This window comes from Agrobacterium sp. DE0009, from assembly GCF_007680755.1.
Taxonomy (GTDB): domain Bacteria; phylum Pseudomonadota; class Alphaproteobacteria; order Rhizobiales; family Rhizobiaceae; genus Agrobacterium; species Agrobacterium tumefaciens_B.
Map to the genome: position 1 here is coordinate 111,757 of NZ_VEIU01000001.1, position 22,291 is coordinate 134,047.

The 22,291-nt window shown below is 59.2% G+C and carries 25 protein-coding genes and 3 tRNA genes; 16 read left to right on the forward strand and 12 right to left on the reverse strand.

All coding sequences use genetic code 11. The annotated features are described in order from the left end of the window. The first annotated feature begins 1 nt into the window (after position 1). From sufB to sufA, 6 genes are all read left to right on the forward strand, one after another. A complete protein-coding gene (gene sufB, locus FS804_RS00600; protein ID WP_144573974.1) occupies positions 2–1,471 on the forward strand; it encodes a Fe-S cluster assembly protein SufB in 1,470 nt (489 codons plus the stop codon). 238 nt (positions 1,472–1,709) lie between these two features. Next, positions 1,710–2,465 carry a Fe-S cluster assembly ATPase SufC gene (sufC, locus tag FS804_RS00605; RefSeq protein WP_003522658.1) on the forward strand — a complete coding sequence of 252 codons (756 nt, stop codon included), beginning with the start codon at positions 1,710–1,712 and terminating at the stop codon, positions 2,463–2,465. 23 nt (positions 2,466–2,488) lie between these two features. Beyond that, positions 2,489–3,760: a Fe-S cluster assembly protein SufD gene (sufD, locus tag FS804_RS00610; RefSeq protein WP_144573975.1), complete on the forward strand. Its 1,272-nt coding sequence runs from the start codon at positions 2,489–2,491 to the stop codon at positions 3,758–3,760. A gap of 109 nt (positions 3,761–3,869) precedes the next feature. After that, positions 3,870–5,111: a cysteine desulfurase gene (locus FS804_RS00615; RefSeq protein ID WP_186376619.1), complete on the forward strand. Its 1,242-nt coding sequence runs from the start codon at positions 3,870–3,872 to the stop codon at positions 5,109–5,111. 36 nt (positions 5,112–5,147) lie between these two features. Beyond that, positions 5,148–5,531 carry an SUF system Fe-S cluster assembly protein gene (locus FS804_RS00620; protein ID WP_004442386.1) on the forward strand — a complete coding sequence of 128 codons (384 nt, stop codon included), beginning with the start codon at positions 5,148–5,150 and terminating at the stop codon, positions 5,529–5,531. 105 nt (positions 5,532–5,636) lie between these two features. Further along, positions 5,637–6,026 carry a Fe-S cluster assembly scaffold SufA gene (gene sufA, locus FS804_RS00625; RefSeq protein ID WP_144573976.1) on the forward strand — a complete coding sequence of 130 codons (390 nt, stop codon included), beginning with the start codon at positions 5,637–5,639 and terminating at the stop codon, positions 6,024–6,026. Positions 6,027–6,159: 133 nt separating this feature from the next. Here the strand turns inward: sufA and FS804_RS00630 are convergent, their stop codons facing one another. Genes FS804_RS00630 through FS804_RS00645 form a run of 4 tightly spaced genes read right to left on the reverse strand, consistent with a single transcriptional unit; the run spans position 6,160 to position 9,685 of the window. After that, a complete protein-coding gene (locus FS804_RS00630) occupies positions 6,160–6,435 on the reverse strand; it encodes a hypothetical protein (RefSeq protein ID WP_144573977.1) in 276 nt (91 codons plus the stop codon). A gap of 28 nt (positions 6,436–6,463) precedes the next feature. After that, a complete protein-coding gene (locus FS804_RS00635) occupies positions 6,464–7,672 on the reverse strand; it encodes an ABC transporter permease (RefSeq protein ID WP_063948758.1) in 1,209 nt (402 codons plus the stop codon). After that, positions 7,662–8,381, reverse strand: coding sequence for an ABC transporter ATP-binding protein (locus FS804_RS00640; protein WP_144576277.1), 720 nt, complete (start codon positions 8,379–8,381; stop codon positions 7,662–7,664). Before FS804_RS00640 ends, FS804_RS00635 begins: the two co-directional genes overlap by 11 nt. A gap of 14 nt (positions 8,382–8,395) precedes the next feature. Next, a complete protein-coding gene (locus tag FS804_RS00645; RefSeq protein WP_144573978.1) occupies positions 8,396–9,685 on the reverse strand; it encodes an efflux RND transporter periplasmic adaptor subunit in 1,290 nt (429 codons plus the stop codon). A gap of 238 nt (positions 9,686–9,923) precedes the next feature. On the opposite strand from FS804_RS00645, the gene FS804_RS00650 reads away from it, so the two are divergent. Next, positions 9,924–10,079, forward strand: a complete 156-nt coding sequence (locus tag FS804_RS00650) for a hypothetical protein (RefSeq protein ID WP_077224739.1) — start codon at positions 9,924–9,926, stop codon at positions 10,077–10,079. A gap of 31 nt (positions 10,080–10,110) precedes the next feature. After that, complete coding sequence (locus FS804_RS00655; protein WP_246665836.1) at positions 10,111–10,902, forward strand: DUF429 domain-containing protein; 792 nt, start codon at positions 10,111–10,113, stop codon at positions 10,900–10,902. A 23-nt stretch (positions 10,903–10,925) separates the two neighbouring features. Here FS804_RS00655 and FS804_RS00660 read toward each other — a convergent pair. Together FS804_RS00660 and FS804_RS00665 are read right to left on the reverse strand one after the other, a co-directional pair. Next, a tRNA-Arg gene (locus FS804_RS00660) sits at positions 10,926–11,002 on the reverse strand. 42 nt (positions 11,003–11,044) lie between these two features. Continuing rightward, entirely contained in the window at positions 11,045–11,350 is a 306-nt protein-coding gene (locus tag FS804_RS00665) for an ETC complex I subunit (protein WP_063948763.1), read from the reverse strand. A gap of 267 nt (positions 11,351–11,617) precedes the next feature. Between FS804_RS00665 and FS804_RS00670 the strand changes: the two genes are divergently transcribed. After that, positions 11,618–11,694: transfer RNA gene (locus FS804_RS00670), tRNA-Pro, on the forward strand. Positions 11,695–11,744: 50 nt separating this feature from the next. Here the strand turns inward: FS804_RS00670 and FS804_RS00675 are convergent. Beyond that, complete coding sequence (locus tag FS804_RS00675; RefSeq protein WP_144576279.1) at positions 11,745–12,887, reverse strand: ceramide glucosyltransferase; 1,143 nt, start codon at positions 12,885–12,887, stop codon at positions 11,745–11,747. Between the two features lie 182 nt (positions 12,888–13,069). After that, positions 13,070–13,339 carry a DUF982 domain-containing protein gene (locus FS804_RS00680; RefSeq protein WP_063948765.1) on the reverse strand — a complete coding sequence of 90 codons (270 nt, stop codon included), beginning with the start codon at positions 13,337–13,339 and terminating at the stop codon, positions 13,070–13,072. 213 nt (positions 13,340–13,552) lie between these two features. On the opposite strand from FS804_RS00680, the gene FS804_RS00685 reads away from it, so the two are divergent. Further along, positions 13,553–13,801, forward strand: coding sequence for a BON domain-containing protein (locus tag FS804_RS00685; RefSeq protein WP_063948767.1), 249 nt, complete (start codon positions 13,553–13,555; stop codon positions 13,799–13,801). Positions 13,802–13,861: 60 nt separating this feature from the next. On the opposite strand, the gene FS804_RS00690 is transcribed toward FS804_RS00685, so the two are convergent. Continuing rightward, complete coding sequence (locus FS804_RS00690) at positions 13,862–14,344, reverse strand: DUF192 domain-containing protein (protein WP_144573979.1); 483 nt, start codon at positions 14,342–14,344, stop codon at positions 13,862–13,864. Next, positions 14,344–14,922, reverse strand: coding sequence for a cold-shock protein (locus FS804_RS00695; RefSeq protein WP_063948771.1), 579 nt, complete (start codon positions 14,920–14,922; stop codon positions 14,344–14,346). Before FS804_RS00695 ends, FS804_RS00690 begins: the two co-directional genes overlap by 1 nt. Positions 14,923–15,113: 191 nt before the next feature. Between FS804_RS00695 and gloA the strand changes: the two genes are divergently transcribed. From gloA to FS804_RS00715, 3 genes are all read left to right on the forward strand, one after another. Continuing rightward, positions 15,114–15,554, forward strand: a complete 441-nt coding sequence (gene gloA / locus FS804_RS00700) for a lactoylglutathione lyase (RefSeq protein ID WP_063948773.1) — start codon at positions 15,114–15,116, stop codon at positions 15,552–15,554. A gap of 157 nt (positions 15,555–15,711) precedes the next feature. After that, positions 15,712–16,950 carry a YcbK family protein gene (locus tag FS804_RS00710; protein ID WP_186376620.1) on the forward strand — a complete coding sequence of 413 codons (1,239 nt, stop codon included), beginning with the start codon at positions 15,712–15,714 and terminating at the stop codon, positions 16,948–16,950. Positions 16,951–17,077: 127 nt separating this feature from the next. After that, a complete protein-coding gene (locus FS804_RS00715) occupies positions 17,078–17,821 on the forward strand; it encodes a glycosyltransferase family 25 protein (RefSeq protein WP_144573980.1) in 744 nt (247 codons plus the stop codon). A 165-nt stretch (positions 17,822–17,986) separates the two neighbouring features. Here FS804_RS00715 and FS804_RS00720 read toward each other — a convergent pair. Beyond that, positions 17,987–18,062 (reverse strand) — tRNA-Lys (locus FS804_RS00720). A gap of 280 nt (positions 18,063–18,342) precedes the next feature. On the opposite strand from FS804_RS00720, the gene FS804_RS00725 reads away from it, so the two are divergent. Both FS804_RS00725 and FS804_RS00730 read left to right on the forward strand, forming a co-directional pair. Beyond that, a complete protein-coding gene (locus FS804_RS00725) occupies positions 18,343–19,089 on the forward strand; it encodes a cytochrome c biogenesis CcdA family protein (RefSeq protein ID WP_063949098.1) in 747 nt (248 codons plus the stop codon). A 34-nt stretch (positions 19,090–19,123) separates the two neighbouring features. Continuing rightward, positions 19,124–20,062 (forward strand): AEC family transporter, encoded by a 939-nt coding sequence (locus tag FS804_RS00730; protein ID WP_144576281.1) that lies wholly within the window; start codon positions 19,124–19,126, stop codon positions 20,060–20,062. On the opposite strand, the gene FS804_RS00735 is transcribed toward FS804_RS00730, so the two are convergent. Further along, positions 20,046–21,254, reverse strand: coding sequence for a UbiH/UbiF family hydroxylase (locus FS804_RS00735; protein WP_144573982.1), 1,209 nt, complete (start codon positions 21,252–21,254; stop codon positions 20,046–20,048). The genes FS804_RS00730 and FS804_RS00735 overlap by 17 nt on opposite strands. A 210-nt stretch (positions 21,255–21,464) precedes the next feature. Here FS804_RS00735 and pcsA point away from each other — a divergent pair, with 210 nt between their 5' ends. Continuing rightward, on the forward strand, positions 21,465–22,190 hold the full coding sequence (gene pcsA, locus FS804_RS00740; RefSeq protein ID WP_063948780.1) for a phosphatidylcholine synthase: 726 nt from the start codon (positions 21,465–21,467) through the stop codon (positions 22,188–22,190). The last annotated feature ends 101 nt before the right edge of the window (positions 22,191–22,291 follow it).

A 22,291-nucleotide genomic window follows, 5' to 3' on the forward strand; every position in this document is an offset into this window, starting at 1 on the left:
CATGGCAGCGGTTCAGGAAACGATCGATCAGGTCCGCCAGATCGATGTGGACCAGTACAAATACGGCTTCGAAACCACTATCGAAGTCGACAAGGCCCCGAAGGGCCTTTCGGAAGAGGTGATCCGTTTCATCTCGGCCAAGAAGCAGGAGCCTGAATGGATGCTGGAATGGCGTCTTGAGGCTTACAGGCGCTGGCTGACGATGGAAGAGCCGACCTGGGCGCGCGTCAGCTACCCCAAGATCGACTTCAACGATCTCTATTATTATGCCGCGCCGAAAAGCACCCCCGGCCCGAAGTCGCTCGATGAAGTCGACCCGGAGCTGCTGAAGGTCTATGAAAAGCTCGGTATTCCGCTGAAAGAACAGGAAATCCTCGCTGGCGTCGAAAAGCGTCAGGTCGCTGTTGATGCCGTGTTCGACAGCGTCTCCGTCGTCACCACCTTCAAGGCGGAACTGGCGAAGGCCGGCGTGATCTTCATGTCGATCTCGGAAGCCGTGCGCGAGCATCCGGAGCTGGTGAAGAAATATCTGGGCTCGGTCGTTCCCACGACGGACAATTTCTACGCGACGCTGAACTCGGCGGTCTTCACCGACGGTTCCTTCGTGTTCGTGCCGAAGGGCGTTCGTTGCCCGATGGAGCTTTCCACCTATTTCCGCATCAACGAGAAGAACACCGGCCAGTTCGAGCGCACGCTGATCATCGCCGAAGAGGGGGCTTACGTCTCCTATCTGGAAGGCTGCACCGCGCCGCAGCGCGACGAGAACCAGCTTCACGCCGCCGTGGTTGAACTTGTGGCGCTCGACGATGCCGAAATCAAATATTCCACCGTCCAGAACTGGTATCCGGGCGACAAGGAAGGCAAGGGCGGCATCTACAACTTCGTGACCAAGCGTGGCGATTGCCGCGGCAATCGTTCGAAGATTTCGTGGACGCAGGTGGAAACCGGTTCGGCCATCACCTGGAAATACCCGTCCTGCATCTTGCGCGGTGACGACAGCCGCGGCGAATTCTATTCCATCGCGGTCTCCAACGGTCACCAGCAGATCGATAGTGGCACCAAGATGATCCATCTCGGCAAGAACACGTCGAGCCGCATCATCGCCAAGGGCATTGCTGCCGGTTTCTCGGAAAACGTCTATCGCGGTCAGGTCTCCGCCCACCGCAAGGCGACGAATACGCGCAACTTCACGCAGTGCGACAGTCTGCTGATCGGCGACAAGTGCGGCGCGCATACCGTGCCCTATATCGAGGCGAAGAATTCCTCCGCGCATTTCGAGCATGAGGCGACGACGTCGAAGATTTCCGAAGATCAGCTGTTCTATTGCCTGCAGCGCGGCATTCCCGAGGAAGCGGCGATCGCGCTGATCGTCAACGGCTTCGTGAAGGAAGTCATCCAGGAACTGCCGATGGAATTTGCCGTGGAAGCGCAGAAGCTGATCGGCATCTCGCTGGAAGGAAGCGTGGGCTGATGGAGACATCCCGACTCGGCGGCTCCGCGCTTCTCCTATTGCTTTGCATGTTCGTATCGATGTGCGGAGTTTTTATGGGAGTTGGTGGGCTGCTGGCGGGGTGGGCATTCGCCAAGCCTCTTCTGATAGGCAGCGGTCTCGCGTTGGCCGCGATATTCTGGCTGGCCGATACACTGAGACCAGAGATATTTGAACGTTTCTCTTCCAGAAAGAGAAAACAAGATCGAGAGAATTGAACATGCTTGAAATCATCGACCTGCACGCAAAGATCGCCGATACCGAAACCGAGATCATCAAGGGTCTCAACCTGAAGGTTGCCGCTGGTGAAGTTGCCGCCATCATGGGCCCGAACGGTTCCGGCAAGTCGACGCTGTCCTACATCCTGTCGGGCCGTGAGGACTATGAAGTCACCTCCGGTGACATTCTTTATAACGGCGAAAGCATTCTGGAACTGGATGCCGCCGAGCGCGCGGCCAAGGGTATTTTTCTCGCCTTCCAGTACCCGGTTGAAATTCCGGGCGTTGCCACCATGCAGTTCCTGAAGGTTGCGATGAACGAGCAGCGCAAGGCGCGCGGCGAGTCCGAGCTGACGACGCCTGATTTCATCCGCCGCGTCAAGGAAGCAGCCGGCGATCTGAAGATCGATATGGAGATGCTGAAGCGTCCGCTCAACGTCGGTTTCTCGGGTGGTGAGAAGAAGCGCGCTGAAATCCTGCAGATGGCGCTCTTGGAGCCGAAGCTCTGCGTTCTCGACGAAACCGATAGCGGTCTCGACATCGACGCGCTGAAGATCGTGGCTGACGGCGTCAACGCGCTGAAGTCGCCGGATCGCGCCACCGTCGTCATCACCCACTATCAGCGCCTGCTCGATTATATCGTGCCTGACAGCGTTCACGTTCTCTACAAGGGCAAGATCATCCGCTCGGGTGACAAGGCTCTGGCGCTGGAACTGGAAAACAACGGTTACGCCGACATCATCGGTGAAGCGGCCTGATTGAAGGCCAGGAGGTGATGTCCATGAACATTCAAGCTACCAACCGGCTGACGCCAGCGGAAACCGCGCTGGTCGATGCCTACACCGCCAAGTTCAGCGAGCTGCCCGGTGACGGCGCCGTGGTTGCCGCCCGCGATGTGCTGTTCGATGATCTCAAAACCGGCGGTCTTCCGACGCGCCGCATCGAGGCCTGGCACTATACCGATCTGAAGAGCCTGCTGCGGACCGTCCCTGAGGATCGCCCCGCGCCTGTGATCGAGAAGGTGACGTCGATTATTGCCGGTTCGCCTGTGGCTTATATGCTGCATGGCACGGCCGATATCGGCAGGGTCGATGATGTCAGCGTATCGCGCTTTGCGGATAGCCTTCTCGACGGTTCCGCCGCCGCAGGTCTGGCGGAAGCCAGCAAGGATGACACGATTGGCCGCATCAATGGCAGCTTCGTGCGTGACGGCATCGTGGTCGAGATCCCCGCCGATGCTGAGCTCGATAAGCCGATCGAACTGCAGGGGATCCATGGCGCGGGCCAGGTTCACAGCCGCTTTCCGGTGCGTTTTGGCAAGGGTTCGAAAGCGACCGTCATTGAGCGTCACCTTTCGGTGACGTCTGATGCCGCTCTTGTGTCCTCTGTCAGCGATATCATTGTCGAGGATGGCGCGGAAGCAACCTGGATTCTTCTGCAACAGCAGGGTGCCGCCGATATTCATCTTGGTCAGCTGCGCATCAAGCTTGGCGCGGAAGCGAAGCTTCGTCTCTTCGTGATCAATGCCGGCGGCAAGCTGGTGCGTCAGGAACTGCGCATTGACGTGGAAGGCGAGGGCACTGATCTCATCGTTCGCGGCGTCAACCTTCTGGGTGGCGAAACCCATACCGACGTGACGATGGTTCTCGGCCACAACGTGCCGAACACGACCTCGACGGAAGTTTTCCGCAATGTGGTGTTCGACCGTGCGAAGGGCATTTTCCAGGGCATGATCCGGGTCGCACCGGATGCGCAGAAAACCGATGCGAAGATGGCCTGCAACACGCTTCTGATGTCCGACGATGGCGAGTTCTCGGCCAAGCCCGAACTGGAAATCTTCGCCGATGACGTTCAGTGCGGCCATGGTGCGACGGTTGCCGATATCAGCGACAACCATCTCTACTACCTGATGGCGCGCGGCGTGCCGCGGGCAAAAGCACGGGCGATGCTCGTCAACGCCTTCGTCGCGGAGATCGTCGAGGAATTGGAAGAAGAAAATCTGGTAGAGGCGCTGGAGACGATCATTTCCGGCTGGCTGGAGCATCACGCTTAGCAACCTCTCCGTCGTCATCCTCGGGACAAGCCCGAGGATGACGTGAAGCAGCGGTAACGACTGCAAAACCCGGAGCTCTCCAGAAGAGCACCATGAAAGGGCCCGAGAAATGGACCAGACCGCAATGGCGGCCCCTTATGACATCGAAGCCGTGCGCCGGGATTTTCCTATCCTGTCGCGCGAAGTCTATGGCAAGCCGCTGGTCTATCTCGACAACGGCGCGTCCGCTCAAAAGCCGCAGGTGGTGATCGACGCCGTTTCGCATGCTTATGCAAATGAGTACGCAAACGTGCATCGCGGCCTGCATTTCCTCTCCAATGCCGCAACCGACGCCTATGAGGCGGCGCGCGAAAAAGTGCGCCGGTTCCTGAACGCCGGTTCGGTGGACGAGATCGTCTTCACCAAATCCTCGACCGAGGCGATCAATACGGTTGCCTATGGCTACGGCATGCCCAAGATCGGCGAGGGCGACGAGATCGTCATCTCGATCATGGAGCACCACTCCAATATCGTGCCGTGGCATTTCATCCGCGAACGGCAGGGCGCCAAGCTCGTCTGGGTGCCCGTCGATGATGACGGCGCGTTCCACATCGAGGCTTTCGAAAAGAGCCTGACGGAGCGCACCAAGCTCGTTGCCATCACCCATATGTCGAATGCGCTCGGCACCATCGTTCCGGTCAAGGAAATCTGCCGCATCGCGCATGAGCGCGGCATTCCGGTGCTTGTTGATGGCTCGCAGGGCGCTGTTCATATGCCGGTTGATGTGCGCGATATCGATTGCGACTGGTATGTGATGACCGGCCACAAGCTTTATGGTCCCTCGGGCATCGGCGTGCTCTACGGCAAGGCGGACCGGTTGCGCGAGATGCGGCCGTTCCAGGGCGGCGGCGAGATGATCCTCGACGTTACCGAAGACAATGTGACCTATAACGAGCCGCCGCACCGTTTCGAAGCCGGCACACCGCCCATCGTCCAGGCGATCGGCCTCGGTTACGCGCTCGATTACATGGACAATCTCGGCCGCGCCGCAATTGCAGCACACGAGGCCGATCTTGCCGCTTACGCCGCCGAGCGGCTGCGCGAGATCAATTCGCTGCGCATCATCGGCAACGCGCCTGACAAGGGCGGTATCTTCTCCTTCGAGCTTGAGGGCATTCACGCCCACGATGTCTCGATGGTGATCGACCGGCGTGGCGTTGCCGTGCGGGCCGGCACCCATTGCGCCATGCCGCTCTTGAAACGCTTCGGGGTCACCTCCACATGCCGGGCATCGTTCGGCCTTTACAATACCCGCGCCGAAGTAGACTCTCTTGTCGAGGCGCTGGAATATGCGCGCAAATTTTTCGCCTGATATCGCAGCTTGAAATCAGGATTGAGGTTTAAGACCATGACTGCCGATGCCACTGCAAAGACCCAGGATGCGACCGAAGCTCAGGAAAAGGTATCCACCATTCCGCCGGATGAGCTTGCACGCCTCAGCGACGATGTGATCGCGGCGCTGAAGACCGTTTATGACCCGGAAATTCCGGCTGATATCTTCGAACTCGGTCTCGTTTACAAGATCGATATCGAAGACGACCGGATGGTCAAGATCGTCATGACGCTGACGGCCCCCGGTTGCCCGGTCGCCGGCGAAATGCCGGGCTGGGTGGAAAACGCCGTTGGCGCCGTCGAGGGTGTTTCCGGCGTCACCGTCGAGATGACCTTCGATCCGCCATGGACGCCGGATCGCATGTCGGAAGAAGCGCAGGTCGCTGTCGGCTGGTATTGATTTGATTTTGACTGGTGTCATCCCTTGATGACATCGTCACGTACACTTAAATTGAATTCCATAAGCATCGAGCCTTGAACTCGATTGTTGAAGGAGAATGGGCCCATGGGCTTTGCAATCATGACCATGACCGGGGCTGCGGCCTCTCGCGTTAAAGCAATCGTCGAAAATTCCGGACCGGACGCCAAGGGCGTCCGCGTCGGCATCAAGAAGGGCGGCTGCGCGGGCATGGAATATACCATCGACCTCGTGACCGAGCCGGATGCGAAAGACGATCTGGTGGAATTCGAAGATGCGAAAGTCTGGGTTCAGCCTTCCGCAGTCCTTTATCTGCTCGGAACGCAGATGGATTTCGAAGTGACGAAGATGCGCTCCGGCTTTACCTTCAACAATCCGAACCAGACTTCGGCCTGCGGCTGCGGCGAATCGGTCGAGTTGAAGCCTGCGGATCTGGCGGCGTTGGCAAAGCAGCGTGAGGCGGAAGCAAGCGTCTGATTGCTAACGCGATCTCCGCGATAGAAAGACAGACCCTTCTTTTGCACACAGCGCTCCCGCAAGCCGGAGGATGACGGGTCGGAAGGATTGATTTTCTGCAAACTCCGCCCCGCTCAAATCAGCTTTCGAAGGATCATGACTGTTTTTTCAGCGTATCGATAAAATCCGCCAGCGGATGGATTGATGGCGTTGTTTTCAACAGCGGCTCGAGAGCCGCCGCGATCATTGCGCAATCCTGGTCGGCAAGCGGCCGAAGGCTCGAAGTGACCTTGTTGTAGTCAGGCATTCCGCGTGCCGCTAAAGAGCGATGGATCACAAACTGCTCTGTCTGCCCGTCCTGTCGTTCCACAAAGAGCGCAAGCGATCCGCCGTCAGCGGCAGCGGCGCTATCGGATACCGATTTGAACATCGAGGTTCTCTCCCGCTAGCATTTGTGCTCACTCGTGTCTAAGCGCTTCGATCGGGCTCAAACTCGCCGCCCGCCGCGCCGGAAAATATCCGAAAATCACCCCAATAGCCGCTGAAAAAGCAAAGGCGAGGAAGATGATCGACGGGCTGGTGACGAAGGGCACGTTAAGGAAGCTGACGACGGCATAAGCAAGGCCGAGGCCGGTGAGGATGCCGACGATGCCGCCGAAGGCCGAGAGCATCACCGCCTCCACCAGAAACTGCGTGAGCACCTGTTTTTCCAGCGCGCCGATCGCCAGGCGAATGCCGATCTCGCGGGTGCGTTCCGTTACCGAAACCAGCATGATGTTCATGATGCCGATACCGCCCACGAGAAGGCTGACGGCGGCAACCGCGCCGAGAAGTCCGGTGAGAAGCGTCGTCGTGCCGGTCATGGCGGACGCGATCTGCGTCATGTCGTTGACGGTAAAATCGTCCTCACGGCCGATGCCGATGCGGCGGCGCTCGCGCAGCAGGTTCTGCAGGTCGCTCTGCACCTTGGCGGTGGAAACGCCATCCTGCGCCGAGACCATGATCGAGGAAATGGTGGTGGTGCCGCCAATGCGCCGCTGGTGGATTTTTAGCGGCATGATGATGGTGTCGTCCTGATCGTCACCGAGGCCGGACTGGCCTTTTCTGGCGAGAACACCGATGACGGGGCAGGAGATGTTGCTGACACGGATTGTCTGTCCGACAGGGTTCTCCGCCCCGAAGAGCTCCTGTCGCACGGTTTCGCCGATGATGCAGCCGATCTGGCCGCCGCGATCTTCGGCAGGCTGGAAGTCACGGCCGAGCGCGATGGTCCAATCCTGCGCGATCAGATAGTCGTTCGTGGTGCCGATGACGCTCGTCTGGTGGTTCTTGCCGCCGAAAATGACGGTTGCCGCAGCGCTGCGGTTTTGCGGCGCGACAGCGCGGATGCCCGAGATTTGGTTGCGGATGGCCTCGACATCGCGGTCATCGAAGCGCTTGGCTTCGGTGCTGGCGCGGCCGGGACCGAACTGGCCGGGACGCACGAACAGCATGTTGGTGCCGAGCCGTGACAGTTCCGATTTTACCTGCTCTGTCGTGCCATTGCCGATGGTGACCATGGCGATGACGGCGGCCACGCCGATCACGACGCCAAGCACGGTGAGGAAGGAGCGCAAAAGGTTGCGGCTGATGGCGCGCAGCGCAAGACGCGACGTTTCAAAGAACATCCGATGTCTCCTTTTCATCCGCGGCGCTATCGGAGGCGAGGTGGCCGTCCACAAAACGCAGCAGACGCCCGGCATAAGCGGCGATATCCTCCTCATGCGTCACCATGACGACCGTAATGCCCTTGTCGCGATTGAGCGAGGTTATCAGTTCCATGATTTCGACGCTCGTCTTCGTGTCGAGATTGCCGGTCGGCTCGTCGGCCAGAAGCAGGGCGGGGCGGGTAACGATGGCGCGGGCAATGGCCACACGCTGCTGCTGGCCGCCGGAAAGCTCCTGCGTGGTATGATCTTCGCGGCCTTTGAGCCCCACCTGCGCCAGCGCCTCCATGGCGCGCTCCCGGCGCTCCGAGGCCTTCATGCCGCGATAGATCAGCGGCAACTCGACATTTTCGACGGCCGATGTCCGGGAGAGAAGATTGAAGCCCTGAAAGACGAAACCCAGCATGTGCCGGCGCAGCAGCGTCAGATGTTCGTTATCGAAGCCGCTGGTCGGCACGCCCTGGAAGAGATACTCGCCTGCCGATGGCACATCCAGACAGCCGATGATGTTCATCGAGGTGGATTTGCCGGAGCCTGACGGCCCCATGATGGCGACGAATTCCTTTTCACGAATGGAAAAGCTAACGCCATCGAGCGCGCGGATCGTCGCTTCGCCGCGGCCATATTGCTTGACGACGTCACGAAATTCGATGAGCGGCGGCTGTTCCAAACGCATGCCCTCCCTCAGCCGGCGTTGCGCGCGGTGGCGTCGGTAATCACCTGGTCGTCGCCCTGCAGCTCTCCCGATTTTACGACGGTATGCTGGCCGTCGGTGGAGCCGGTTTCGATGGCGACGGAGACGGGCGCGTTGTTGCGCAACACCCAAACGGTTCTTTTGCCGGTCGCTGCCTGGCCGGTGTCGCGGTTCTGCGAGCGGCCCATGCGCGGCGGGCGGAACAGGCTCATCAACCCGCCGCCGCGGGAGGCGGATTCGCGCGGCGGCGTGTAACGCAGCGCCGAATTGGGCACCAGCAGGGCATCCTTGATGTCCTCCACGACGATATTGGCGGTTGCCGTCATGCCGGGGCGCAGCAGCAGTTCGGCGTTGTCGACCGTCAATATGCCCTTGTAGGTGACGACGTTGGAGACCGTCTCCGAGGCGAAGCGCACCGTCTCTATCTCGGCCGGGAAGCTGCGGTCGGGATAGGCATCGACATTGAACGTGGCCTTTTGGCCTGTATCGACCTTGCCAACATCGGCCTCGTCCACCGAGACCTGTAACTCCATGTGCCGCAGATCGCCGGCGATGGTGAAAAGCACAGGCGCATTTAGCGAGGAGGCGACGGTGGCGCCGGGATCGACACTGCGGGTAAGGATGACGCCATCGATGGGCGAGACGATCTTGGCCTTGCCAAGGTTGACCTCGGCGAGCCGCAGATCCGCTTCCGCTGAAAGCACGCTCGCCTCATTGACGTCGAGCGTTGCGGCCGCCGCATCGTAGGTGAACTGCGCGGCATCCAGATCCTGCTGGCTGGAGACACGGTTCTGCACCAGCGATCTCAGGCGCTCCATCGAGGTTTTTGCCGAGCCGAGATCGGCGCGCGCCTTGAGCACACTGGCCTTGGCGGAGGCAAGCTTGGCGCGGGCGCTCTGCACGTCGGCCTCCAGCTTGTTGGTATCCAGCTCCGCCAGAACGTCCCCGGCCTTGACCGGCGTGTTATAGGTGACATTGACCTTCCGCACGGTGCCGGACAGTTCGCTGGATATATCAACCTGATCCGTCGGCTGAACCGAGCCGGTAGAGGTGACGATGACGGAGAGATCGCCACGGCGTGCGGGTTCCGTCGTGTAGGTGTAAGCCACGCCGCCTGCGCGTGATTGGTAATAATAACCAAGACCGCCGCCAATCAGCACAATGGCTGCTGCCACATAGAGGAACCGACGCGACTTTTTCTTGCGGCCGTTTCTGGTCGTCCCCAAAATCTCGCGCAGATCGGGCTGGGTATCGCTGCCACTCGTATTGGCGTCATTCATTCTCGTCACTCGCAAAGTTCAAAATACTACAGAGAGTTGCCGTCGCTCTCCGATTTTTCCGTCCGTCTGTCGCCGTTATATTCCTCTGATTGTGGGAAGTGGCATAGCTTTCCCCAAGGGTGAAGTGAAAACTTGGTAATATTTATGATAGTTCTGGTCTGCTAGAGATAGGTATTCGAAAAGCCGATGCCATCTTTTTGGCAGAGGTTTCAGCAGCGACATTCAGGACGATGATGAAATGAACGACAACGTGGTGAAGTTCCGCAAACCGGTGCCGCCGAAAAAACCACGCGAACCGATGGGGCCGAAGGCAAAAAAGGCGCTGACGATCGCGGCGGTCATCGCATTCTTTGTGGCCGCCTGGGGTTATTTCACGTTCGTGGGGCAGGGGTAACGCGTTCGCAACGGAAATCCGGAAGCGGCGTATGACGGCAATATTGGGAATTGACGCCGCATGGACGGCAACCGAGCCAAGCGGCGTCGCCCTGGTCGTCAATGATGGCTCATGCTGGCGGCTGCGCGCGGTTGCCGCCTCTTACGATCATTTTCTTGCACGACAGGACGATGCAATTGCGCGCACCGACCGTCCTCGTGGTTCGTTTGTACAGGCGACGGCGCTTCTGGATGCTGCCGAAGCGCTCGGCGGTCAGGTCAACCTCGTCGCAATTGATATGCCGCTGTCACATGCCCCGATAACGGCGCGGCGGGTTTCGGACAACAGGGTTTCCTCAGCTTATGGTGCCCGCTACTGCGGCACTCACACGCCGAATGCCCTGAGGCCAGGCAAGATCAGCGACGATCTCAAGCTATCATTCGAGCATGCAGGATATCCGCTCTTGACGACGCAGGTCTCTGACCGCGGTCTGCTCGAGGTCTATCCCCACCCCGCACTGGTTGAGCTGACGAAATCCGAGAAGCGGCTGCCGTACAAACACGCGAAAATCGGCAGTTACTGGCGATCAGATACCATTCCCATTCGGCGCATGAAACTGGTCGACGTGTGGCGCTCGATTATCGCGCATCTCGATGCCCGCATCGACGGCGTTGCCGATGCTCTTGCCATTCCCCCCATCGGGGCGCGAGCATGGGAAATGAAGGCTTTCGAAGACATGATGGATGCAGTTGTTTGCGCGTGGATCGGCATCTGCGTTCTGGAGGGCGATGCGATCCCTTACGGCGACGAGACGTCCGCGATCTGGATTCCGGCGGCGCGGTGAAGATTTACGCCTCGGAGGGAAGGTGGCGACCCCTGCAGGACTCGAACCTGCGACCTACTGCTTAGAAGGCAGTTGCTCTATCCAGTTGAGCTAAGGGGCCGTCCTGCCAGGCAGCGGTGCTGCCGGCGAAAACTGCGGTGTATCAGTGCGTCCAGGGCTGGGTGCGGTTGAAACGGAAATTATCGGTGTAGGAAACCACCTGGCGCGCTGCTTCCTTCGGCTGGATCACGCGGTATTCGATGCCCTTGCGCTGGGCATAGGCTTCGGCCTGTTCCTGCGTGTCGAATGTCAGCTTCACCTGCTGCTTCATGTCGGAACTGGAAGTATAGCCCATGATCGGATCGATCTTGCGCGGAACCTCGGCGTCGAATTCCAGAACCCAGACATTGGTCTTCGCCTTGCCGGATTGCATGGCGGTTTTTGCAGGGCGGTAAATCTTCGCAGACATGTCGAAACTGCTCCGGTTGACGAGTGGGGCATATGACCCCGAAATTATCCATCACGTACCTGAATAGAATAACCAAATCGTGTCAGGAACGTTGAATTTGAAATGGACTGACTTCAGTTGAGAGTCAAGACGATTATCCCCTTGGAGCCGGATCGCGCCGCCCCGCTTACCCGTTCACTTCCGACCGACGGCATGTTGTCCCAATAAAGATGAAATTCCCTGTTGCGGACTGCGGGTGAACCGTGTATTCCCCAGCCATCGCCTCGGCGGAGTGTAGCGCAGTCTGGTAGCGCATCTGGTTTGGGACCAGAGGGTCGGGAGTTCGAATCTCTCCACTCCGACCATTTTAAAGCTGAATATCAGCTTTTCGGCGTAAGCCTTCCCAACATAACAATTATTCGGCGTGCGGCCCTGCAAGCGTGCTTTCCGCCGTGCCTATCGTCATGACGTTGCCGCGCCACGCGACGGCGGTACCGATCCAGCTTCTCGCCCAAACGAGGGGCATGACCATGTCCCGCGCAATCATGGCGGGGAGCGTGTGGAACGAGATAGGCCAGCGGTTGAGGGCGGCAAGCGCGAGTTCCGGTACATACATCAGCGCGAGAACCGCAAAGGCGGTTGCGACGAGGCTCATCTCCATCATGGCGGCGGCTGCCACGGCGAAGAGAAGCGGGGGCAACGCACCGGTGAGGATTTCGGGGGCGAAGTACTGGGGAAAAGTCACGCGGCGCAGCCGCGCCCAGCGCGCCTGGCGGGACCAGATTTCGCCCGCGTGGCGGCGGCCAAGTGGCTGTTCGAACGGGGTGGAAACCAGATGCACCTTAAGACCGGCGTTTCGCACGAGCTTCGTCGACGCTGCATCCTCGGCAATTTCCGCCGCCAATGCGCGAATTCCGCCATGGTCTTCGAGGAACGGTTTGTTCCACAACATCGACTTGCCCTGTGCGAAGCCAATTCCGATTGCTTCCGCCGCATATTGCCAGCGACCCTGGGAACCGTTGAGGAAGGCGCATTCGACATGCGCCCAAAAGCCGATCGGGCGTGATCCGAGCGGCGGCGAGCAGACGAGCCCGCTATCCGATTGCCAGGCTGACATCATGGTTTTGATATAGGATGTCGGCATCAGCACGTTGGAATCGGCGAGAATGACCCAGTCATGTCGCGCTGCCCGCCAGCCCTTGACGCAATTGTTCAGTTTTGGATTGGCGCTGATGCGATCATCACCCGTCAGCAATTGCGTCGGGATCATCGGATGGGCCGCTTCAGCCCTGCGGACTTCATCGATGACGGAATCGTCTTGGTCGGCCACGCAGAAGAGAAGTTCATAATCTGGCCAGTCCAGCTCGAAGGCGCGCGCAAGCGTGAGCGGCGTGAAGGTTTCCACCCCTCGCAGCGGGACCACGACCGAGACAGGCGGACGTTGCCTGACAAGGTCATTATCCGCATCTCGCCGCATCAGCCGCCAACCAGCGAGAACGATTCCGAGAAGATTGAAGCCGATGAGCAGCGTTGCGCAAAGAGCGAAGACGGTTTCCATGCGGGCCAGTTCCACTTCCGATGTTGGGGCGGTCCAGCCGCCGATTCCATGGAATTCGTCTCTGCCGATTATAACGTTTGCGTGACAGTTACATGTCATCATGACGGGGCGGGCCATCGGGTTCCGCGCAAAAGAAAAGCCCTCCGTATCGAAGGGCCCAGTCTTCATGATGGTTGTCAGTTTCAGTGCACGTTCAGGATATGCGCATGGCTGCTCGCAACGAGAAACGATTCTCTCGCCTTTTCGATATCGCAACGTCCGGCGATGGCATCGAGGCAGTTCCTGCGCGCCTCCTCATATTCAGGCCCGTGTTCTTCGGGCCAGCGGTACATCAGCATGTCGAGCGCCACCAGTGGGCTATAGATTTCCACCGCCGCCGAAAGCGGAAGATGGATCGCCACAGGCTTCATCCACGAGGCGTGGTGACACGGCTCCGTTTTATGAATCAGCATGCCATTCTCCTCCCTGTTTTGCCTGCTCTGCAGGCCTTCCCAACTCCCATGCGCGTAATGCCGGCCTCACGGAATTGTTCCCGATCACCTAAAATGTGATCGGCAGGGGGGTTCCATTTTTTCAAGATGAATGGAAGATGAACGAATAGATGAACCGGAGATGAACAAAGCTGGCGCTCATGCGTTGGTATGTCCATAAGAAGGAGAACGCACATGTTCAATATGTCAGGCATTCAGGAAAGCTTCTTCGGCGACCGCATGGCAGGCGTATGCCAGGCGATCACCTCGGCCCTGGCCTTCGAATCAGGTCTTGAAAAGTCGCGTATTTCCGCAAGCGTCGAGAACGACACGATTTATCTCGAAGGCACTGCTGACTCGGTTGAGGCGATCGATATCGCCATCAACCTTGCCGCTTCCATTTCGAATTGCCGGATTTTGAGCCATATCGAGCCGGTTTACTGATTATTGCGAGAGCCGGGCGACATTTCGTCCGGCGCATTCAAACGCAATAACGCGGCAGGATCACTTCCGGTTGCCAATTTGCGCGCTGCGAACCATATCGCCCGGCTTGATGCCATAGCGTTGCGCGGCGCCGCCATTCAACTCCAGCACAAATTTGACCGGTCCACGGGAACTGATGATCGCTTCGGAATGCGGAACCGCATTTTCGTGGATATGGGTGATTCGGCCATCGCTGCCGATGAACAGCATGTCGAGTGGGATCAGCGTATTGCGCATCCACATGGCGACGGCGCGTGGTTCATCGAAATCGAACAACATGCCGTGGTCAGGCGGCATTGACTTGCGGAACATCAGCCCCTGTTCCCGCTGGGCGTCGTTCAATGCCAGTTCGGCGGTGAAATCGTATGTTTTTCCTGCCGCTGTCTCGATCGCCAATGGCTCGGAGGTGAACGTCACGCGTTCCTGCGCCTGTGCGGCGCTGGCAAATGCGAAAAAAAGAAGCGCCGCGACGGCGCTCTTCAGCAACTGTGGCAGGGCGGACATTAGTGCGACATCCCCATCGAAACCGGGTTGTCGGGGTGTATTTCCGCCGCCATGAGGCCCTTGTCGCCGTCGCCATACCGCACCAGCACGACCTGGCCGGGGCGGAGCTCCGTCAGGCCAAAACGGCGCAGCGTTTCCATATGCACGAAGATATCTTCCGTGCCTTCGCCGCGCGTCAGGAAGCCGAAACCCTTGGTGCGGTTGAACCACTTGACGATGGCGCGTTCCAGCCCGCTGGACGGCGTCACCTGGACATGGGTGCGCACCGGCGGCAGCTGCGATGGGTGAACGGCGGTCGACTGGTCCATGGAGAGAATGCGGAACGCCTGAAAGCCGCGGTCGCGCCGCTGGATGAGGGCGACAATGCGCGTGCCTTCAAGGATTGTCTGGTAACCGTCGCGACGCAGGCAGGAGACGTGCAGGAGCACATCCTGTGTGCCATTATCGGGCACGATGAAGCCAAAACCCTTGGCGACATCGAACCACTTAACGACACCGGTGATTTCGGTCAGGTCCACGGCATCGCCCGAAAGGTCCTCGACATCGACTATCGTTTTCGATGACATCCTATCAGCCATATCCTGCCAACCCCTCGATTACGCGCCACACACCGGTCAACTGATTCCCAGGCGCCAGATTAACATCTTGGTAACGGTTTCACGCAAGCCCTAGTTTTTGATTTACTCAGCTGCTTTTATGTCGCCGTCCTTGTCCGGGGCTTGCCATCAGGCGTTTATCGGTTCCGGACCTTGTAATGGAGAGAACTAAAATGCGGTATCTGCACACGATGGTTCGCGTCAAAGACCTTGGCGAATCACTGAAATTCTATGTCGACCTGCTTGGCATGACGGAAATACGCCGGATCGAGAACGAAAAAGGCAAGTTTACGCTGGTCTTTCTTGCCGCGCGTGATGACATTGCTGCGGCGAAGGAGAACAAGGCTCCCTGCCTCGAGCTCACTTATAATTGGGATACCGAAGACTATACGGGCGGTCGCAACTTCGGCCATCTGGCCTATGAAGTCGACAATATCTACGACTTCTGCGCGCACCTGCAGGAGAACGGCGTCGTCATCAACCGCCCCCCGCGGGACGGCCACATGGCCTTCGTGCGGTCACCGGACGGCATTTCATTCGAAATTTTGCAGAAAGGCGAAAGCCTCGCACCAGCCGAGCCGTGGATATCTATGCAGAACACCGGCTCCTGGTAGGGATTATCCGGTGAGGTAGCGGCGTTTTCGGGTGCTCTTGCCTTGTCCCGAAAGGATGAGGCATAGTCCGCGAATCAAAAACGGCCTGTTCCGTTTTGGAAAAGCACACGATTCCGTTCCCGTGCTGCTGTTGTAAATGCAAGATACGGAGGCACCCATGAAATCTGTCGAAAGCGCGAAAGGACGCGTTGTCTGTCGGCGTTTTCTCGCCGCTGTTTCGCTGCTTGGGCTTTCCGGATGCGTTTCGGCAGTGACCGATGACGAGATGGCCGCCGCCGCCAAAAAGCCGGAAATTGCCGCGCCGCAGAAGCCCCAGGCGCCAGCGTCTGCCGCCGCCACCCAGCCCGGCCATTATGTGGATCCCGCCGTGGCGTCCGCTGCCGGTGCGGCGGCAACACCTGCCCATCCCCAGGGTCCTGGCACCCCGGCTCAGGCCTATGGCGCCGCCGCTGATATCGGCGGCCTGGCAACCCAGCCAACGGCGATTTCCGCTGGAACGACAAGCATCTATTCCAGTGCCGCACCCGCCGTTGTAGCAGGCGCACCTGGAGCCGCTTCAAACAGGATTGTCCCCGCGGTCAGCAGCGTTTATTCCGCGCCCGTGCCAGCGGCGCAACCGCAACCGGTCTCAGCACCGGCCGTGCCCCCGGCGGCTCAGCTGCCAGCGGAACAGCACACGGAAAATCGCCAGCCGGTTCCGGTTGCCGTGCCGGTCCCGCAGCCGGCCTCCGGGCAGGTGGCAGCGGTTGCCGGGCAACCGGCTTCGGATGCGGCAGGTGAGGCGCCGGAAAGTGATGGCAAGGGCGTGACGCTGGCGGCATTTTTCGCAGGGGCTGCCAAGAAGCGCCTGCCCAAGATGATCGAGAGCGGGTCGGCTGATACTACGCAGGTGGCGGCCTTGCCGGCAGGGCGGGGGGGAACGATGGGCATTGCGCTTTCCGGTCGCTCGGTGATGTCCGATGAGTTCGATGATGCGCATCTCGATGAAGAAGACGACCAGCCGACCGGCCTGATGAAGCTTGCCTCTCTTTCAGGCCTCACGCGTGTCTCCCCGAACGGGTTGTTTCTCCAGACCGATCACGTCGAGGTCGGCTGTTTCAAGCCGGAACTGGTGCGCATGATCAAGGATGTCGAGCGGCACTATAATAGCCCGGCGATCGTCACCTCGGGTTACCGCCCGCCGAAAGGCATCAGGCAGGGCTCCAAACATTATACGTGTGATGCCGCCGATATTCAGATCAAGGGTGTTTCCAAGTGGGAGCTCGCCACCTATCTGCGGTCCCTGCCAGATCGCGGTGGGGTGGGCACCTATTGCCACACGGAGTCCGTTCATATGGATACGGGCGAGCCAAGAGACTGGAACTGGCGCTGCCGCCGCACCGCCGCGCGTCGCTGATTCCCAATTGATCAGATTGTAAGCCAATGCACGGGCGTGTTCGCCCGCGAGCGCCGCAACCGTGGACGCCAGGCTTTCTTTGCTGTAGGACGCGGCCATCCGATTTTCCGCTTATGGTGCCCGCGAAATGCAGCCGATCTCCACCTTTCCTGTCTATATTATTTCAATCGCCCGTGCGCGGGCGCGGCTGGAGAAAATGCTGGAGGGTGCCTCTGGCCTCGATCTTGATCTGCGGCCGGTCGACGGTGTCGATGGTAAAACCATCGCCCCTGAGAATTGGCGCGATTTCGACCGAAGCGGTTTTGAATTGCGCAATGGCCGCCATGCGCTGCCGGGCGAATATGGTTGTTATGCCAGCCACATCAAGGCGCTGGAACTCTTCCTGTCGACCGATGCGCCCGTCGCCGTCGTCGTCGAAGATGACGTCGCTTTCACGCCTGATTTTTCGGAGCGGGTAAAGGCGATCGTGGCGATCATGCCGGACGATGCGATCGTGAAACTGACAAACCACCGCCGCAAAGGTTTCAAGGGTCGCGGAACCAGCGCGCTTGGCGACAGTTTCGGCCGCTGCATTTACGGCCCGCAGGGGTCTTCCGCATGCTACATCATCTCGCGCCGCGCCGCGCAACGCTTCGTAAACGCCGCGCGCGTCATGACGCTGCCTTTCGACCGCGCTTTGGAATGCGGCTGGGGTTACGGCACAAAGGTCTACGTGACAGACAAGGATTTCCTGCCCTTCGGCGACCCGAATACGCTGGTCGCGACACGAGCGGAATATAAGAAGAGCAAATTCGCGCGCATAAAGCGCGTGCCAGCCTACCTTTCCAGCTTCTACGACAATATAGCGCGCTACATCTACGCCTATCGCTGACCTGCACAGCTTGAGCTAGATCAACGTCGGGCTCGGCGCGTGGGCGGCGGGAGCCGGCCACGTGGTTTCAATCCACCCAATATCAAGCTTTTGACGCATTGCGGCTGACCAACGGTCGCGGAGCGGTTAAGTCTTTCATAAGCAAACGGAAAAGATATTTTGAGGTGGTGAGAGCGCAGGGATTCGAACCCTGGACCTACTGATTAAAAGTCAGTTGCTCTACCGGCTGAGCTACGCTCTCCCGCGGCGGGCTTGGTTGCCCTTCGGAAGTGCGCGGAACATAGGTAGAGCGATCCGTTCGGTCAACCCAAAAAAAGCGGTTTCAACACTCAATACGGTTTTTTTTGTCGCACCCCCAAAAAGGTGATTGGAGAGAGGCGGCGGCTGGGGCTAAAACCGGCTTCAGACATGTCGGGCCGATGGGTGAAATCCTTTTGCAGCAATGACATGCACGAAATGAATGTGTAAAGCGGCGGCGAATCGAAGGAATCGCATCGGCTTTGCGGGATGCGGAGTTTTTCTTGTCGATCGCCGATATTTCCCTTTTCAGCGCCCTCCTGGCTGGCGCGCTTTCGTTCCTGTCGCCCTGCGTCCTGCCGCTGGTGCCGCCGTACCTCTGTTATATGGCCGGCGTTTCGGTGGAGCAGTTCAGGGCGGAAGATGCGGCGCCGCGGCCAGAGATTCGCCGGGCGGTGTTGCTTTCGGCCTTTTTCTTCACGCTGGGTTTTGCGACCGTGTTTGTGGCGCTTGGGGCAGGCGCCTCGACGATCGGCACCTTGCTGCGCCAGAATCTCGACATTCTCGCCAAGATCGGCGGTTTCATCATCATCCTGATGGGCCTGAACTTCCTCGGTGTTTTCCGCATCGGCCTCTTTGCCCGCGAAGCGCGGTTTCAAAGTGGGGGCAAGCCAGCGACAGTGTCAGGCGCTTATGTGATGGGGCTTGCCTTCGCCTTCGGCTGGACACCCTGCATAGGTCCAGTACTCGGGGCGATCCTGGGTGTCGCCGCCGCGCGTGATACCGTGGGCGACGGCGCGATGCTGCTTGCAGTCTATTCGCTTGGCCTTGCGGTGCCGTTCTGGATCGCGGCGGCGTTTTCCGGGTCCTTCATGCGTTTCCTTGTCCGCTTCCGCCGCCATCTCGGCTTGGTTGAAAAGCTGCTGGGCGTGTTACTGGTGCTCACCGGCCTCGCTTTCATGTCCGGTTTCATCACCAATGTGGCGATCTGGTTCCAGGAGACCTTTCCGATCCTGATGAAAATCGGCTAAGCCTCCGCTGACATATTAGGCGAGGGGAATGATCGTGGCCGATATCGTGGGATTGCTGTTGCCATTTTTCGGCCTGATCTTCATCGGTTACGTGGCGGCGCGTCTCACGAAGCAGCCGGTCGAGGCGATGGGCTGGCTGAATACCTTCATCATCTACGCGGCGCTGCCGGCCCTGTTTTTCAAGCTCGTCTCCAAGACGCCGGTGGAAGAGCTGGCGCGGATGGATTTTGTCGCGGCAAGCCTTGCCTGCACCTACGGCGTTTTCATCTTGGTGTTTCTGATCAGCCGCTTTGTGCGGAAAAACAGTCTTTCCGAAACCACGATCCAGAGCTTTGCGGCGAGCTACGGTAACATCGGTTATATGGGGCCGGGCATCGCGCTTCTGGCGCTAGGGGAAAAAGCGGCGGTGCCGGTGGCACTGATCGTCTGTCTTGAAAATGCTGCCCACTTCATCGTGGCGCCAGCGATGATGGCGGTTGCGGGTGGCGACAAGCGCTCGGCAGGCAAACTTGCCCTGGATGTGGCGCGCAAGGTCATCACCCATCCCTTCATCGTCTCGGTCATTGCGGGGTTCCTGGCCGCCTCGCTCTCCTGGCAGCCGCCGGAGGCGGTGCAGCGGCTGGTTGATTATCTGGCACAATCGGCCGCTCCCTGTGCCCTGTTTGCCATGGGCGTGACGCTGGCGTTGCGGCCGATGAAACGGGTGCCGGTGGAGATCAGCTATATCGTGCCCGCAAAGCTTATCCTGCATCCGCTGGCGGCTTATATGCTGCTGTCATCGCTCGGGCGCTTCGAACCGGTCTGGATCTACTCCGCCGTGCTGCTGGCGGCGCTGCCGACCGCGACGAATGTCTTCGTCATAGGCCAGCAATATCATGTCTGGCAGGAGCGGGCGTCTGCAACGATCCTGATTTCGACGGTGCTTTCAGTCTTCACGCTGACGGGCGTGGTTTATTTTATCCAGCCTTTTTGAAGCTGCCGAACAGGAGCGAGGGCAGGGCCTTCAGTCCGCGACCGGGCTCGATGCCCTCGCGCATGACGATGCTCCTGAGTGTGCCGATGCCGGAGAGGACATGCAGGCCCGCCGCCCGAGCCACCTGCACCGGCAGAAAATCCGATAGCAGGGATCGGTTGAGAAGATCGACGCTCAGCGTGCGGCTATAGACGTCCGCGCGCCGCCTGCGGTCGAAACTGCTGCCAGCGTCTGCGGCAATCGGGCGGTCGGAGACGGCGCCCAGCAGTTCGGTCAGGGCAATAATGTCGCGAAGGCTGAGGTTTAGCCCCTGCGCGCCGATAGGCGGGAAGCCGTGCGCAGCCTCGCCGATCAGGGCGACACGACCCTTGCCGAAGCGATGCGCGGTCATGGAGGAGAGCGGCCATGCCTGCACGCTGTCATCGACGGTCACGGTGCCGAGCATCGACTGCATGCGTTCTTCAACCTTAAGGCTCAGCGTATCGAGCGGTAAGGCCGTCAGTTCTTTCGCTTGCTCCGGCGTGACGACCCAGACGAGGCTGGAGCGATCTCCCGGCAGCGGGACCTGTGTGAAAGGCCCGGTCGGCGTGTGGAATTCCGTCGAGACATTGCCGTGCGGGCGGGTGTGGCTGAGGTTCAGAACCACGGCAGTCTGCGGATAGGTCCACGACTTGACGCCGATGCCTGCCGCTTCCCGCACCATCGATTTCCTGCCATCGGCCCCAATCAGAAAATCGGCCGAGACGACCTCTTTGTCCCCAAGCGTTACGGAGACGCGGTCATTGCCGATATCAATCGTCTCCGCTGTCGTTTCCAGCCGCGTGATATTGTTCTCCTGTTCAACCGCTTCGGTGAGAACGCTGAGCAGCGCTTCATTGGGAATGTTCCAGCCGAAAGCGTCAAGGCCGATTTCGGACGAGCGGAACTGGACCGTCGGCGCACGCAGCAGTCGGTCCGTGCCGTCAATGATCTGCATGGTCGAAAGGCGAGCCGCCGAAGGGGCTATGCGCTGCCACAGGCCGAGTCGGTCCATGAACCGGATGGACTGATCCATCAGCGCCGTGGTGCGCTGGTCCCTGCGGCCGCTGGAGGGAGCGATGAGAACCACATGCCGGCCGGCGCGCGCCAAAGCGATGGCCGCTATCTGGCCCGCAAGGCCCGCACCGGTAATAGCAATATCAAAGTGTCTCATGGTCCTGATCCATTGTTATTTCCGCACCAACATAGTGCCTTTGCCGGGGCAAATCCACATGGGTACGGGAACATGCCATCAAGACGATTCGTTGATGGCCGGGCTATATTAGTCCTAGGATAAGCGAAATCAGCCGGTTGCAAAGCGTGGTGAATGGCCGCATACCGGAAGGAACAGGGCGGATGAATAAACGGGGCGCAGACGCTGACCATGAAAATTTTCAACTACAAGCGTGTTCCCTATGCGGAAATCCGCGCCTTTTCCGTTCATATTCTGACGGCATCCGGCTCATTTCTGGCCTTCCTCGGCGTCGTCGCGGCTTCCGAACACCGCTTCGTGGATATGTTCTGGTGGCTGGGGCTGGCGCTGCTCGTTGATGGCATCGACGGACCCATCGCACGCAAGGTGCGGGTCAAGGAAGTACTGCCAAACTGGTCCGGCGATACGCTGGACAATATCATCGACTATGTCACCTATGTGCTCCTGCCCGCCTTTGCGCTTTACCAGAGTGGCATGATCGGCGAACCATGGTCATTTGTGGCGGCCGGCATGATCGTGGTATCGAGCGCCATCTATTATGCCGATATGGGCATGAAGACCGATGAGTATTTCTTCTCGGGCTTCCCCGTCGTATGGAACATGGTGATCTTTACCCTGTTCGTGATGGATGCCAGCGCGACCACCGCGATGACTGTCGTGACAGTCTCCGTGTTCCTGACATTCCTGCCGATCAACTTCCTGCACCCGGTGCGGGTGAAGCGGCTGCGGCCGCTTAATCTGCTGGTCGTCGCCATCTGGTGCGCGCTTGGCGGTTATGCCCTGCTCATGCACTTCCAGACGCCCACCTGGGCGGTCATCGGTTTTGTGGCGAGCGGCATCTACCTCTATTGCATTGGCGGAATCCTGCAGTTTTTCCCGTCCCTCGGGGCAGAATGATGAAAAGATAAAGCTGTTTATTGTTTGTGCAAATTGCATTTAAGCACCGTCTTTTTCAGTTGTGCGCAGCAGCAAAACAGTTATCAATACATCATGATGGC

Coding starts and splice junctions, on each gene's coding strand:
- FS804_RS00715 (WP_144573980.1), top strand. CDS start 17,078: ATGCAGCCGATCTCCACCTTTCCTGTCTATATTATTTCAATCGCCCGT.
- FS804_RS00630 (WP_144573977.1), bottom strand. CDS start 6,435: ATGTTCAAATCGGTATCCGATAGCGCCGCTGCCGCTGACGGCGGATCG.
- FS804_RS00655 (WP_246665836.1), top strand. CDS start 10,111: ATGACGGCAATATTGGGAATTGACGCCGCATGGACGGCAACCGAGCCA.
- FS804_RS00645 (WP_144573978.1), bottom strand. CDS start 9,685: ATGAATGACGCCAATACGAGTGGCAGCGATACCCAGCCCGATCTGCGC.
- FS804_RS00695 (WP_063948771.1), bottom strand. CDS start 14,922: ATGGCTGATAGGATGTCATCGAAAACGATAGTCGATGTCGAGGACCTT.
- FS804_RS00650 (WP_077224739.1), top strand. CDS start 9,924: ATGAACGACAACGTGGTGAAGTTCCGCAAACCGGTGCCGCCGAAAAAA.
- FS804_RS00680 (WP_063948765.1), bottom strand. CDS start 13,339: ATGCTGATTCATAAAACGGAGCCGTGTCACCACGCCTCGTGGATGAAG.
- gloA (WP_063948773.1), top strand. CDS start 15,114: ATGCGGTATCTGCACACGATGGTTCGCGTCAAAGACCTTGGCGAATCA.
- FS804_RS00690 (WP_144573979.1), bottom strand. CDS start 14,344: ATGTCCGCCCTGCCACAGTTGCTGAAGAGCGCCGTCGCGGCGCTTCTT.
- pcsA (WP_063948780.1), top strand. CDS start 21,465: ATGAAAATTTTCAACTACAAGCGTGTTCCCTATGCGGAAATCCGCGCC.
- sufD (WP_144573975.1), top strand. CDS start 2,489: ATGAACATTCAAGCTACCAACCGGCTGACGCCAGCGGAAACCGCGCTG.
- FS804_RS00620 (WP_004442386.1), top strand. CDS start 5,148: ATGACTGCCGATGCCACTGCAAAGACCCAGGATGCGACCGAAGCTCAG.
- FS804_RS00710 (WP_186376620.1), top strand. CDS start 15,712: ATGAAATCTGTCGAAAGCGCGAAAGGACGCGTTGTCTGTCGGCGTTTT.
- sufA (WP_144573976.1), top strand. CDS start 5,637: ATGGGCTTTGCAATCATGACCATGACCGGGGCTGCGGCCTCTCGCGTT.
- FS804_RS00675 (WP_144576279.1), bottom strand. CDS start 12,887: ATGGAAACCGTCTTCGCTCTTTGCGCAACGCTGCTCATCGGCTTCAAT.
- FS804_RS00635 (WP_063948758.1), bottom strand. CDS start 7,672: ATGTTCTTTGAAACGTCGCGTCTTGCGCTGCGCGCCATCAGCCGCAAC.
- sufC (WP_003522658.1), top strand. CDS start 1,710: ATGCTTGAAATCATCGACCTGCACGCAAAGATCGCCGATACCGAAACC.
- FS804_RS00735 (WP_144573982.1), bottom strand. CDS start 21,254: ATGAGACACTTTGATATTGCTATTACCGGTGCGGGCCTTGCGGGCCAG.
- sufB (WP_144573974.1), top strand. CDS start 2: ATGGCAGCGGTTCAGGAAACGATCGATCAGGTCCGCCAGATCGATGTG.
- FS804_RS00615 (WP_186376619.1), top strand. CDS start 3,870: ATGGACCAGACCGCAATGGCGGCCCCTTATGACATCGAAGCCGTGCGC.
- FS804_RS00685 (WP_063948767.1), top strand. CDS start 13,553: ATGTTCAATATGTCAGGCATTCAGGAAAGCTTCTTCGGCGACCGCATG.
- FS804_RS00665 (WP_063948763.1), bottom strand. CDS start 11,350: ATGTCTGCGAAGATTTACCGCCCTGCAAAAACCGCCATGCAATCCGGC.